The organism is Modestobacter sp. SYSU DS0290 (genome assembly GCF_054050955.1).
In genome coordinates, this window is sequence record NZ_JBJHAI010000005.1 from 129,073 (window position 1) to 141,195 (window position 12,123).

13 protein-coding genes are annotated in these 12,123 nt (G+C 73.0%); 4 read left to right on the forward strand and 9 right to left on the reverse strand.

The annotated features are described in order from the left end of the window. Positions 1-129: 129 nt before the first annotated feature. The 5 genes from otsB to ngg form a co-directional block, all read right to left on the reverse strand. Complete coding sequence (gene otsB, locus ACI795_RS07075) at positions 130-876, reverse strand: trehalose-phosphatase (RefSeq protein ID WP_457074695.1); 747 nt, start codon at positions 874-876, stop codon at positions 130-132. Continuing rightward, on the reverse strand, positions 873-2,264 hold the full coding sequence (locus tag ACI795_RS07080) for an alpha,alpha-trehalose-phosphate synthase (UDP-forming) (RefSeq protein WP_457074696.1): 1,392 nt from the start codon (positions 2,262-2,264) through the stop codon (positions 873-875). Before ACI795_RS07080 ends, otsB begins: the two co-directional genes overlap by 4 nt. 81 nt (positions 2,265-2,345) lie before the next feature. Then, entirely contained in the window at positions 2,346-2,699 is a 354-nt protein-coding gene (locus ACI795_RS07085; RefSeq protein WP_457074698.1) for a fluoride efflux transporter FluC, read from the reverse strand. Continuing rightward, positions 2,696-3,097: a fluoride efflux transporter CrcB gene (crcB, locus tag ACI795_RS07090; protein WP_457074700.1), complete on the reverse strand. Its 402-nt coding sequence runs from the start codon at positions 3,095-3,097 to the stop codon at positions 2,696-2,698. Before crcB ends, ACI795_RS07085 begins: the two co-directional genes overlap by 4 nt. Continuing rightward, positions 3,094-4,857, reverse strand: a complete 1,764-nt coding sequence (ngg, locus tag ACI795_RS07095) for an N-acetylglutaminylglutamine synthetase (RefSeq protein ID WP_457074701.1) — start codon at positions 4,855-4,857, stop codon at positions 3,094-3,096. The genes crcB and ngg overlap by 4 nt, the downstream gene beginning before the upstream one ends. Positions 4,858-4,982: 125 nt before the next feature. Between ngg and ACI795_RS07100 the strand changes: the two genes are divergently transcribed. Continuing rightward, positions 4,983-6,161 carry an ATP-binding protein gene (locus tag ACI795_RS07100; protein WP_457074703.1) on the forward strand — a complete coding sequence of 393 codons (1,179 nt, stop codon included), beginning with the start codon at positions 4,983-4,985 and terminating at the stop codon, positions 6,159-6,161. 46 nt (positions 6,162-6,207) lie between these two features. On the opposite strand, the gene ACI795_RS07105 is transcribed toward ACI795_RS07100, so the two are convergent. The 4 genes from ACI795_RS07105 to ACI795_RS07120 are packed head-to-tail and all read right to left on the reverse strand — an operon-like array spanning position 6,208 to position 10,007. Beyond that, positions 6,208-6,966, reverse strand: a complete 759-nt coding sequence (locus tag ACI795_RS07105; protein ID WP_457074705.1) for an iron ABC transporter ATP-binding protein — start codon at positions 6,964-6,966, stop codon at positions 6,208-6,210. A gap of 25 nt (positions 6,967-6,991) precedes the next feature. Further along, entirely contained in the window at positions 6,992-8,002 is a 1,011-nt protein-coding gene (locus ACI795_RS07110; RefSeq protein ID WP_457074706.1) for an iron chelate uptake ABC transporter family permease subunit, read from the reverse strand. Next, positions 8,002-9,030: an ABC transporter permease gene (locus ACI795_RS07115; RefSeq protein ID WP_457074707.1), complete on the reverse strand. Its 1,029-nt coding sequence runs from the start codon at positions 9,028-9,030 to the stop codon at positions 8,002-8,004. The genes ACI795_RS07110 and ACI795_RS07115 overlap by 1 nt, the downstream gene beginning before the upstream one ends. An 8-nt stretch (positions 9,031-9,038) precedes the next feature. Continuing rightward, positions 9,039-10,007, reverse strand: coding sequence for a siderophore ABC transporter substrate-binding protein (locus tag ACI795_RS07120; RefSeq protein ID WP_457074708.1), 969 nt, complete (start codon positions 10,005-10,007; stop codon positions 9,039-9,041). Positions 10,008-10,188: 181 nt separating this feature from the next. On the opposite strand from ACI795_RS07120, the gene ACI795_RS07125 reads away from it, so the two are divergent. The 3 genes from ACI795_RS07125 (at position 10,189) to ACI795_RS07135 (ending at position 12,037) form a co-directional block, all read left to right on the forward strand. Continuing rightward, complete coding sequence (locus ACI795_RS07125; RefSeq protein WP_457074709.1) at positions 10,189-11,181, forward strand: aldo/keto reductase; 993 nt, start codon at positions 10,189-10,191, stop codon at positions 11,179-11,181. Positions 11,182-11,244: 63 nt separating this feature from the next. Then, entirely contained in the window at positions 11,245-11,610 is a 366-nt protein-coding gene (locus ACI795_RS07130) for a hypothetical protein (protein ID WP_457074711.1), read from the forward strand. Next, positions 11,603-12,037, forward strand: coding sequence for a hypothetical protein (locus ACI795_RS07135; protein WP_457074712.1), 435 nt, complete (start codon positions 11,603-11,605; stop codon positions 12,035-12,037). Before ACI795_RS07130 ends, ACI795_RS07135 begins: the two co-directional genes overlap by 8 nt. Positions 12,038-12,123: the final 86 nt, after the last annotated feature.

Genomic DNA, 12,123 nt, shown 5'->3' on the forward strand with positions numbered 1-12,123 from the left:
CTGCTCCGGACGCCACCGAACGGGTGAAGCCGGGCGCCGGCGTAGCCCGGCGTGCTCTCAGCCATCGGCAGGGGCGCAGCGCAGCGTGACCGCGGCGGACCGCGGGCCCAGGGGGTGGGGAGGGGTGGGTCAGCCGCCGAGCGCGTCGGCGAGCCGGGCCAGCACGGCGCGGGCGCCGGCCAGGTCGGGCACCCGGTGAGCGGCCGCGGTCTCCCCGTCGCCCACCTTCACGGTCACCCCGTCGGCGCCCAGCGCGCGGAAGCCGTCCTCGTCGGTGACGTCGTCCCCGAGGTACAGCGCGCCGTCGGCGCCCAGCTCGTCGCGCAGCCGCAGCAGCGCGGTGCCCTTGTCGGCGTCGGTGACGGCGATCTCCAGCACGTCCTTGCCGGGCTTGGGGGTGTGGTGCGGGCCGGCGGCGGCCGCGGCCCGCTCCAGCAGCGCCGGCCGCGCGGCCGGCTCGGCCACGGTGCGCACGTGCACCGCGACGGCGGCCGGCTTCACCTCCAGCCGGGCGCCGGGGACGGCGTCCACCAGTGGCGCCAGCGTGGCGACCAGCTCGTCCCGGACGGCGCGCAGCTCCCCGGCGAGCGGCCCGTCGAACTCCGCGCCGTGGCTGCCGATCCAGCGGAAGGGCCCGCTGAGCCCGCTGGTGCGCTGCAGGTCCTCGACGCCGCGGCCACTGACCAGGGCCACGGTCACCCCGTCGACGGCGGCCAGCCGGGCCAGCAGCTCGGCGACCCCGGGCTCGGGGACGGCGGTGGCGGGGTCGTCTCGCAGCCCGGCCAGGACGCCGTCGTAGTCGCTGGCCACCAGCAGCGGGCGCCGGGCGGCCAGCCCGTCGAGCGCGGTGCCGAGCGCCGGGTCCAGCCCGGTCACGCCTGCGCCTGCAGGGACGCGAAGAACGAGTTGGCCCAGTGGTCGAGGTCGTGCTTGGTGACGTGCCGGCGCATGGCCCGCATCCGCTTGGTGGCCTCGGCCGGCTCCATCCGCAGCGCCCGCAGCAGCTGGTTCTTCACCCCGGCGATGTCGTGCGGGTTCACCAGCAGCGCCTGCTTGAGCTCCGCTGCGGCGCCGGCGAACTCGCTGAGCACCAGCACCCCGCGCAGGTCACCACGGGCCGCGACGTACTCCTTGGCCACCAGGTTCATCCCGTCGCGGTAGGGGGTGACCAGCATGACGTCGGCCGCGCGGTACATCGCGGCGAGCTCCTCGCGGGGCATCGACTGGTTGAAGTACTGCACCGCCGGCCCGGCGATCGAGCCGTACAGGCCGTTGATGTGGCCGACCTGCTGCTCGATCGTCTCCCGCATGGTCACGTAGTGCTCGACCCGCTCGCGGCTGGGCGTGGCCACCTGCACGAACACCGTGGAGGGCGCCTCGATGGCGCCGTCCTCCAGGAGCTCCTCGAACGCCTCCAGGCGCACGCCGATGCCCTTGGTGTAGTCGAGGCGGTCGACCCCGAGGACGATCTTGTCCGGGTCGCCCAGCTCCGCGCGGATCTCCGCGGCCCGGGCCAGGACCTCCGGCGAGCGGGCGAGCTGGTCGAACGCGGCGACGTCGATGGAGATCGGGAACGACTTGGCCACCACCGTGCGGCCCTCGTAGCTCACCGTGTTGCCCTTGGACTGCAGGTCGTGCAGCCGCCGGGCCAGGTTGACGAAGTTGTTCGCCGCGGCCGGCTGTTGGAAGCCGATCAGGTCGGCGCCGAGCAGGCCCTCGATGATCGCCGAGCGCCAGGGGAGCTGGGTGAACAGCTCGTAGGGCGGGAAGGGGATGTGCAGGAAGAAGCCGATGGTCAGGTCGGGACGCTGCTGGCGCAGCATCGCCGGCACCAGCTGCAGCTGGTAGTCGTGCACCCAGACGATCGCGCCCTCGGCGGCCACCTCGGCGGCGCGGTCGGCGAACCGCTTGTTGACCTGCACGTACGCGTCCCACCACGTGCGGTGGTACTCCGGCTTCTCCACGACGTCGTGGTAGAGCGGCCACAGCGAGGCGTTGGAGAACCCCTCGTAGTAGCGGTCGACCTCGTCCTCCGACAGCGGCACCGGCACCAGGTGCATGCCCCCGGACTCGAAGGGCTCGGGCGCGTCACCCGCGGCTCCGGACCAGCCGACCCAGGCGCCGCCCCGGCCGGCCACGAACGGCTCCAGGGCGGTGACCAGCCCGCCGGGGCTGCGCTGGTAGCGGGTCGTGCCGTCGGGGTCGGTGACCTGGTCGACCGGGAGCCGGTTGGCGACCACGACCACCGGGCTGTCGGCGCTCACTGACGTCCTCCGCGCTCCGTTGATCCACTCATCCTGGACCGACCCTAGGCGACGGATGCCCTCGGGCGCTCGCCCGGAGGCTCACCGGACCAGCAGGAACCCGGTCGCGGCGGCGCCCAGTCCGAGCGCCAGCGAGCCGGTCAGGTACGCCAGCGCACGCGGCACGGCCCGCTCCTCGACCAGCCGGACGACGTCGTTCCCGTAGGTGGAGAAGGTGGTCAGCGTGCCGCAGAACCCGGTGCCGACCAGCGCCAGGACGGCGGGGGAGACCCCACGCAGGCCCAGCAGCACCCCGAGCAGCCCGCTGCCGACGACGTTGACCGTGAGCGTGCCGACGACGCTGCCCCGGCCGCGCCGGGCGACGGCCAGCCGCTCGGCCAGCAGCCGCAGCGGCGCCCCGGCCAGCGCGCCGAGCACCACCCACAGCGCCGTCACCGGGCGGCCCCGGCCGCGAGCGGGGGAGCGAGCGCCCGGGCCAGCCGGACCCCGGTGACCGCCGCCAGCACCCCGCCCAGCACCGAGGCGGCCACGTAGCCGACCGCCGTCGCCCATGCACCGTCGTCGGCCAGCCGCACGGACTCGACGGCGAAGGTGGAGAAGGTGGTGAACCCGCCCAGCACCCCGGTACCGAGGAACGGACGTAGCCACGGGTGGTCGGGGTGCCGGGGGAACACCGCCCCGAGCAGCGCGCCGAGCGCCAGGCACCCGATGAGGTTGACCAGCAGCGTCGCCCACGGCCAGCCGGCGGCGGGAGAGGGGAGCACCTCGGCGACGGCCCAGCGGGCCAGCGCCCCGAGGGCACCGCCCACCGCCGCGGCGACGTACCCGGTCACCGCCGGCGGGTCTCGGGGAACAGCAGGTCGACGAAGCGGGCGGCGGTCGGCTGCGGCTCGTGGTTCGCCAGCCCGGGGCGCTCGTTGGCCTCGATGAACACCGCGTCGGGGCCGGCGACGTCGGGCACCAGGAAGTCGATGCCGGTCACCGGGATGCCGATCGCGCGGCTCGCCCGGACGGCGGCAGCGGCGATCTCGGGGTGCAGCCGGTCGGTGACGTCCTCGATCGTGCCGCCGGTGTGCAGGTTCGCGGTGCGCCGGACCCGCAGCCGCTGCCCGGCAGGGAGCACGTCGTCCATGCCGTGGCCGGCGTCGGCGACCACCTCGGCGGTGGCGTCGTCCAGCGGGATGCTCGACTCCCCGCCGGTGGCCCGCTCCCGGCGCCGGCTGGTCTCCCGGACCAGGGCCGCGACGCCCTGCCGCCCGTCCCCGACCACCTCGGCAGGGCGGCGCAGCGCGGCGGCCACCACCTCGTGGTCGATGACGACGACGCGCAGGTCGTCGCCGGCCACCAGCTCCTCGATCAGCACGTCGGGGCAGAACTGGCCGGCGAGCTCGACGGCGCGGGCCAGCCCGTCGTCGTCCCGCACGCCGACGGTGATGCCCTTGCCCTGCTCGCCACGGGCGGGCTTGACCACCAGCTCACCGCACTCGGCGAGGAGCCGGCGGGCGGCGGCCAGGTCCTCGCCGTCGTCGACGACGACCGCGCGCGGCACCCGCACGCCCGCCCGCTCGACGATCCGCCGGGTGACCCGCTTGTCGTCGCAGCGGCTCATCGCCACGGCGCTGGTGAACTCCGACAGCGACTCCCGGGCCAGCACCGAGCGGCCCCCGAGGGACAGCCGGATCTCGCCCCACTCCGGGTCGGTGACCTGCACGCGGATGCCACGGCGCAGCGCTTCGTCGGCGATGATCCGGGCATAGGGGTTCAGCTGCTCCAGGCCGGCCGGAGGAGCGGAGAACAGCGGCGTGTTGATCGGGTTCTTCCGCTTGACGCAGACCGCCGAGACCCGGTCGAAGCCGAGCTTGCGGTAGAGCGCGATCGCCCCGGCGTTGTCGTGCATGACCGACAGGTCCAGGTACGCGCGGCCGCGGCCGATGTACCGCTCGGCCAGCACCCGGACCAGCGCCTCACCGGTGCCGGGCGGCGCGTCCTGCGGGTCGACCGCCAGGCACCACAGGCTGGTGCCGCCGTCGGGGTCGTCGAACCCGAGCACGTGGTCGACGCCGGTGACGGTGCCGATCACCGCGCCGGTGCGGCGGTCCTCGGCGACCAGGTAGGTGAACGTGCGGGTGCGGTGGTTGCGCCACATCGTGGCGGCGTCGCCGACCACCATCCCGGCCCGGGCGTAGAGGTCGTTGATCCGGTCCATCTCCGCCGCCGAGGTCACGGTGCGCACGAACACGCCCCGGATGACCTCCTCCCGGGGGCGGTACCGGTGCAGCGGGAGCCGGTAGACGTAGGACGGGTCGATGAACAGCTCGTCCGGGGCCAGGCCCACGAGCACCTGCGGGTCGCGGGGGTAGATGCAGATGTCCCGGCGGCCGGTCTCCTCCGCGCGCAGCGCGGTCAGCACGCCGGAGAGGTCGGCGAACGTCTGACCGAAGACCAGCCGCCCCCAGCCCATGTCCAGGACCACGTCGGTCTCCATGCCGGCGAGGTCGTGGGCGTCGGGTTGCTGCCAGGAGCGGCTGGTGAGTGGCGCGCGGGGCTCCCGTCGCGCACGGTGGCCGGCCAGTCGACGCGGTGCACTGGTCACCCGCCCACCGTAGGGGACCCGGATGACGACCGCGTTCCACGTGGAACGCGCCCAAAGCCTCTGTAGTGTCAAGCAATGTATAGTCGTGTATGGTTTTGCTTTACACGTAATGATACTTTCTGATCGTGGATCCCGTCCTCAACCCCTACCGACCGGGTACGGGTCGCCGTCCACCGCTGCTGGCCGGTCGGGAGTCGACGCTGCAGGCGTTCGAGGTCATCAGGCGGCGCGCTGAGGAGTACGGCGAGGGCGACCGCAGCTGGGTCCTGAACGGCCTCCGGGGAGTGGGCAAGACCGTCCTGCTCAACGAGCTGCTCGCCCGCGGGAACGAGCGGGGGTGGATCACAGCAAAGGTCGAGGCGGGCGCCAGCGTGTCGTTGCCGGTGGCACTCAGCCAGGGGCTGGTCCGTGCAATGCGCACCGCAACCGGCCGCCACCCCGACAAGCCTCTGCGCCGTCTGCTCGGAGTGGTCAAGTCGTTCAGCCTGAAGGTCGATCCCGCGGGTGCCGTCGGAGTCGGGGTGGACGTCGAACCGCTGTCGGGCTACGCCGACAGCGGCCGCTTCGCCGACGATCTAGCCGGACTGTTCGAGGTGCTCGGCGAGACAGCACAGGAACTGGGCATCGGCGTGCTCGTCCTCGTCGACGAGCTCCAGGAAGCGACGACGGACGACCTCACGGCCATCAACACCGCCGTCCACCACCTGGGACAGCAGGACGTGCCACCGCCGGTCACGTTCGTCGGAGCCGGACTGCCGTCACTGCCGGCGCAACTCGCTGATGCAACGAGCTACGCCGAACGCCTCTACGACTATCGGCCCATCGGGCTCCTGGACGAGCAGTCGGCGGAGCAGGCACTGACGGTGCCCGCCGAGGGGAGGGGAGTCCACTGGGACCGCGACGGTCTGGCGGCGGCTCTCTCGACCGCAGGCGGCTACCCGTACTTCCTGCAGTCGATCGGCAAGCACGTGTGGGACAACGCCCGAACCAGTCCGATCAGCGGGGAGGACGTCGATGTCGGGCTGCGGGAGGCCCGGCGCGAGGTCGACGACGGGCTCTACCGCTCCCGCTGGGAGCGGGCTACGCCCGCCCAGCGGGACGTTCTGCGTGCACTCGCAGAGCTGGGCGCAGCCGACCCGGCACCCGTGGCCGACATCGCCCGGCAGATGGGGAAGGCCCGCACCTCCGACATATCGGTGGCGCGGGTGGAGCTGATCAAGAAGGGGCTGGTCTACGCCCCGGAGCGGGGCCTCCTCGCCTTCACCGTGCCCGGCATGCACGAGTTCATCGCTCGGCAGTCCTGATCGCTGTGCGGGCGAGCGGTCCGGCCGGAACTCCGCCGGGACGGCCTCAGTTCCAGAAGACGCCGACCTGGCGGCCGCCGATCTCGTGCACGTCGACCTCGACGTCGAACACCTTGCGCAGCACCGCGCTCTCCATCAGCTCCGCCGTCGGCCCCTCGGCGACCACCCGGCCGTCGCGCATCGCGACGATCCGGTCGGAGTAGGCGGAGGCGAAGTTGATGTCGTGCACCACCAGGACCACGGTCTTGCCCAGCTCGGAGGCCATCCGGTGCAGCATCCGCATCATGCCGACGGAGTGCTTCATGTCCAGGTTGTTCAACGGCTCGTCCAGCAGCACGTAGTCGGTGCCCTGGCACAGCACCATCGCCACGTACGCCCGCTGCCGCTGCCCGCCCGAGAGCTGGTCCAGGTGCCGGTCGGCGAACGGGCCCAGGTCGAACCACTCGATCGCCTCGTCGACCAGCCGCCGGTCCTCCGCGGTCAGCCGGCCACCGCAGTGCGGGAACCGGCCGAAGCCGACCAGCTCCCGCACCGTCAGCCGCACCGACATGTGGTTCTCCTGCCGCAGCACCGCCAGCCTGCGGGCCAGCTCCTGCCCCGGCGTCCTGGCGACGTCCATCCCGTCGACGGTCACCCGGCCCGCGTCGGCGGGCAGCAGCCGGGACACGATCGACAGCAGGGTCGACTTCCCGGCGCCGTTGGCGCCGATCAGCGAGGTGATCCCGCCGGCCGGGATCTCCAGGCTGACGTCGTCGACCACCCGGACGTCGCCGTAGGACTTGCTGACCCCCTCGATGCGGATCACTGGTCGCCCCCTCTCGTTGGCCCTCTCACAAGCGTGGCTCCCGGGTGAGCAGGGCGATGAAGACGATGCCGCCCACGAAGTTGATGACGATGGACAGGCTGGAGTTGAAGCCGAACGCCTGCTCCAGCACCAGCTGGCCGCCGACCAGCGCGATCACCGCGAGCAAGCTGGCGCCGGGGAGGGCCCAGGCGTGCCGGTGGGTGCCCAGCAGCTGGCGCGCGAGGTTGGCCACCAGCAGCCCGAGGAAGGTGATCGGCCCGACCAGCGCCGTGGAGACGCCCACCAGCACGGTCATCGCCAGCAGCGACACGGCGACCACCCGGCGGTGGTCGACGCCGAGGCCGACGGCGGTGTCCCGGCCCAGGGCGACGACGTCCAGCCGGGGCACCAGCCGGACCACCCCGACCAGCACCGCCGCCACGATGACCGCGGCCAGCGTGAGCAGCTGGGGGTCGACCCCGTTGAAGCTGGCGAACAGCAGGTCCTGCAGGGTGAGGAACTCGTTCGGGTCGATCAGTCGGGACACCAGCAGGGTCAGGCTGGTGAACAGCGTGCCGAGCACGACGCCGACCAAGACCAGCACGTAGACGTCCCGCTGGGTCCGGCCGAACAGCATCCGGTAGAGCAGCGCACCGAAGGCGACGAGCGCCACCAGGTCGACGAGGAAGCGCAGCCGCACGTCGGTCCCGGCCAGGGTGCCGGCGCCGAACCAGAAGACGCCGACGGTCTGGATGAGCACGAACAGCGAGTCGAACCCCATGATCGACGGGGTCAGGATCCGGTTGTTCGTCACCGTCTGGAACAGCACGGTCGCGACGGCGACGGCGATCCCGACGACGACCATCGCGGCGAGGCGCCTGCTGCGCAGGCGCAGTGAGAACTCCCACGAGCCGGTGACGCCGACGGTGAGGAACAGGCCCGCGCAGACCAGGGCCACCACCCCGAGCAGCAGCAACACCCGCCGGCGACGGGCGGCGCGCTGCGCCTCGGTGGCTGCGGCCGAGGTGGGGGCAGCGGTGCGGGAGACGGTGGCCATCAGGCGCCCCGGGTCCGGGCGCGCAGCAGCAGCGCGATGAACAGCAGCCCGCCCACGACGCCGACGACGCTGCCGACCGGGATCTCGTACGGGTACCGGACGGTCCGTCCGATCACGTCGCAGACGAGCACGAACGCCGCGCCCGCGAGGGCGGTGACAGGCAGCGCCCGGCGCAGGTGGTCACCCAGCAGCATGGTCACCAGGTTGGGGACGACGAGGCCGAGGAACGGGATCGACCCGACGGTGACCACCACGATCGCGGTGACCACCGAGACGATGACCAGCCCGGTCCGCACCACCCGGTCGTAGGGGATGCCCAGGTTGATGGCGAAGCTCTCACCCATCCCGGCGACGGCGAAGCGGTCGGCGAAGAGGTAGGCCACGACGGTGGCGGCGGCGACCGCCCACAGCAGCTCGTACCGGCCGGAGACGACGCCGGAGAAGTCGCCGTTGGTCCAGGCGTCCATGGTCTGCAGCAGGTCGTAGCGGTAGGCCAGGAACATCGCCACCGCGATGACCACGCCGCCGAGCATGATCCCGACCAGCGGCACGACGATCATGTCGGTGAAGACCATCCGCCGCAGCAGGTGCAGGAACACCCAGGTGCCGACCACCGCGAACGCGACGGCGATGCCCATCTTGGCCGGCAGCGAGCTGCTGCCGAACAACAGCGTGGCGACGACGATGCCCAGACCCGCCCACTCCGTCGTCCCGGCGGTGTGCGGGGAGACGAACCGGTTGCGGGTCAGCGTCATCATCACCAGCCCGGCCACCGCCATGGCCGAGCCGGACAGCAGGATCGCCAGGAGCCGGGGCACCCGGGAGGCGAGGAAGACCCGGGCCTGGGCCTCGTCGGGGTGCAGCAGGTCCAGCGGCGTGAGGTCGGTGACCCCGATGAACAGCGACGCGAAGGCGCCACCGACGACCAGGAGAAGCCCGGCCAGCAGGTGCCAGCGGCGCACGCCGGGACGCCGCGGCTCCCGGGAGGCGGGAGCCGCGGCGTCGCGGGTCTTCAGCGTGTCGGCCATGCGGGAGGTCAGGCGCCGACGCTCTCGGCGATCTCCTCGACCATCCGCTCGACGTTCGGCAGGCCGTTGGGGGCCAGGTACCAGTCGGCGCCGTCGAGGTAGGTCACCGCGTCCTCGGACCAGGCGGTGGTGCTCCGGACCAGCTCGTTGTCCAGCACCTGCTGGGCCGCGGCACCGGACTCGCCGATGGTGGCGTCCCGGTCGATGACGTAGAGCAGGTCGGGGTTCGTCTCGGCGATGTACTCGAAGGAGATCGCGTCGCCGTGGGTGGCGTCGCTGAGGTTCTCGTCGGCCGGGGTGACCCCGAGGGTGTCGTGGATCAGGCCGCCGAACCGGGAGTTCGGCCCGTAGGCGCTCACCTCACCGCCGGTGGTCAGCACGATCAGGCCCTCACCGGCGCCCTGGGCGGCCTCGGAGACCTCGGCGATCCGCTCGTCCAAGGCGTCGAGCCGCTCGGTGACGTCGTCCTCCGCGCCGAACACCTCGGCCAGCGCGGTGGTCCGCTCGGTGAAGGAGGCTAGGAAGTCGGTGTTGTCGACGGTCAGGTCGATGGTCGGGGCGATCTCGGCCAGCTGGGGGTAGACCGCCGCCGAGCGCCCGCCGACGATGATCAGGTCGGGCTCGAGGGCGTTGACCGCCTCGTAGTCGGGCTCGAACAGCGAGCCGACCTTGGCGTACTCGTCGCCGCCGTACTCCGCCAGCGCCTCCGGGTAGCTGGCGTCGGGGACGCCGTCCACCTGCACGTCGAGGGCGTCCAGCGTCGAGAGCACGCCGAGGTCGAAGACGATGACGGTCTCGGGGTCGACCGGGACCTCGGTCTCGCCCTGCGCGTGGGAGACGGTGACCTCGGCGGGGGCGCTGCCGGACGAGGCACCCGCCGCGTCGGCCTCCTGCTCGCCACCGCCGCAGGCGGTCAGGGCGAGGAGCGCCGAGAGGGACAGGGCGGCGCCGGCCAGGGGCCGGGGCGTTGCGCGCATGCAGGACTCCAGGGTCGGGGAAGTGCAGGTAGGCGAGGCTCGCCTCAGTAAGTGGAGCCTAACCAACCCCACGAGGCGGTCTCCTGTCACATCACCGTGACCGTTTCGTGACCGCATCGGCCGGAGTTCCCGCTGAGCGGGAGGCCGGTTGCGCACCCCGCCCGACGGGCACCACCGGCGCATGCAGATCCGACAGCTCCGTGACCTGACCGTCCCCGCCCAGGGCCTGGGCTGTATGGGGATGAGCGAGTTCTACGGCACCGGCGACCAGGCGGAGGCCGAGCGGACCATCCAGCGGGCGCTCGACCTGGGGGTCACGTTCCTGGACACCGCAGACATGTACGGGCCGTTCACCAACGAACGGCTGGTGGGCCGGGCGATCGCCGGCCGGCGGGCCGAGGTGGTGCTGGCCACCAAGTTCGGCAACGAGCGGGGCGAGGACGGCTCCTTCCGCGGCATCAACGGCCGGCCGGAGTACGTGCACGCCGCCTGCGACGCCTCGCTGCAGCGCCTCGGGGTGGACGAGATCGACCTCTACTACCAGCACCGGGTCGATCCCACCGTGCCGATCGAGGACACCTGGGGGGCGATCGCCGAGCTGGTCCAGGCCGGCAAGGTCCGGCACGCGGGCATCTCCGAGGCCGCGCCGGACACCATCCGCCGGGCGAACGCCGTCCAGCCGGTCACCGCGCTGCAGACCGAGTACTCGCTGTGGACCCGCGACCCCGAGGACAACGGCGTGCTGTCCACCTGCGCCGAGCTCGGCATCGGCTTCGTCGCCTACTCACCGATCGGCCGCGGGTTCCTCTCCGGGCAGATCCGCAGTCTCGACGACCTCGCCCCCGACGACTTCCGCCGGCACAACCCCCGCTTCCAGGGCGAGGCGTTCGAGCAGAACCTGCGGCTGGTCGACCGGGTCCGCGAGATCGCGGCGGAGAAGGGCGTCACCGCCACCCAGCTGGCACTGGCCTGGGTGATGGCGCAGTCCGGGCGGGACGGCAACCCGGCCATCGTGCCGATCCCCGGCACCAAGCGGGTGCAGTACCTGGAGGAGAACGCCGCCGCCGCGCAGCTCACCCTGAGCGAGGACGACGTGCGCCGCATCGACGAGGCCGCGCCCGCCGGGGCGACCGCCGGCGACCGCTACCCGGACATGTCCACCGTGCACCGCTGAGCTGCCGCGGGGCCCCTGGAGGCAGGATGGGCGGGTGCGTCCCCGCCCGTCCGGCCCCCGCCGGTGAACACCCCGCTGCTCGTCGCGGTGACCGTCGTCGCCGTCGCCCTGGCCCTGCTCGGCGTGCTGAGCACCGTCCTGCGGCGGCGGATCGGCACCGCCCACCTGGCCGGGGCCGGGCTGCTCCAGCTGCTGGTCCTGGCGCTGGCCGGGGCCGCGGTCGCCGGGCTGGTCGGCGGGCACCGGCCCACCGAGCTGGCCACCTTCCTGGGCTACCTGGCCAGCGTGGTCCTGCTGCCCCTGGCCGGGGTGCTCTGGGCGCGCACCGACCCCACCCGCTGGGCCGGCACGATCATCGCGGTGGCCGCCGCCGCCGTCGCCGTCATGGTCTGGCGGCTGGACCAGGTGTGGCAGGTCACCGGTGGCTGAGCACCCCGACGCGTCGCCCGAGCCGACGTCGGCGACCGCCGACACGACGCGAGGGCCCGGCCGGGTGCTGGTGGCCCTCTACGGGGTCTTCGCCCTCGCGGCGGGCGCCCGGGCCGGCGTCCAGCTGGCCACCCGGTTCAGCGAGGCGCCGCTGGCCTACCTGCTCTCCGCCCTCGCCGCCGTGGTCTACCTGGTCGCCACCGTGGGGCTGGCCCGCGGCGGGCGGGGCGGCCGACGCACCGCGCTGGCGGCCTGCACGGTCGAGCTGGCCGGGGTGCTCGTCGTCGGCACACTGTCGCTGCTGGACCCGGTCGCCTTCCCGGACGCCACCGTCTGGTCGAACTACGGGCAGGGCTACGGCTTCGTCCCGCTGGCGCTGCCGGTGCTCGGCCTGCTCTGGCTGCGCCACCAGGGTGGCCGTGACTGAACCCCTGACCAGGTGGTCCGCGCCCCTGTCGGTGGTGCCCAACCGAGTGTCTCGATAAGGTCGCGCCCGTGGTGGACGAGGCCGGG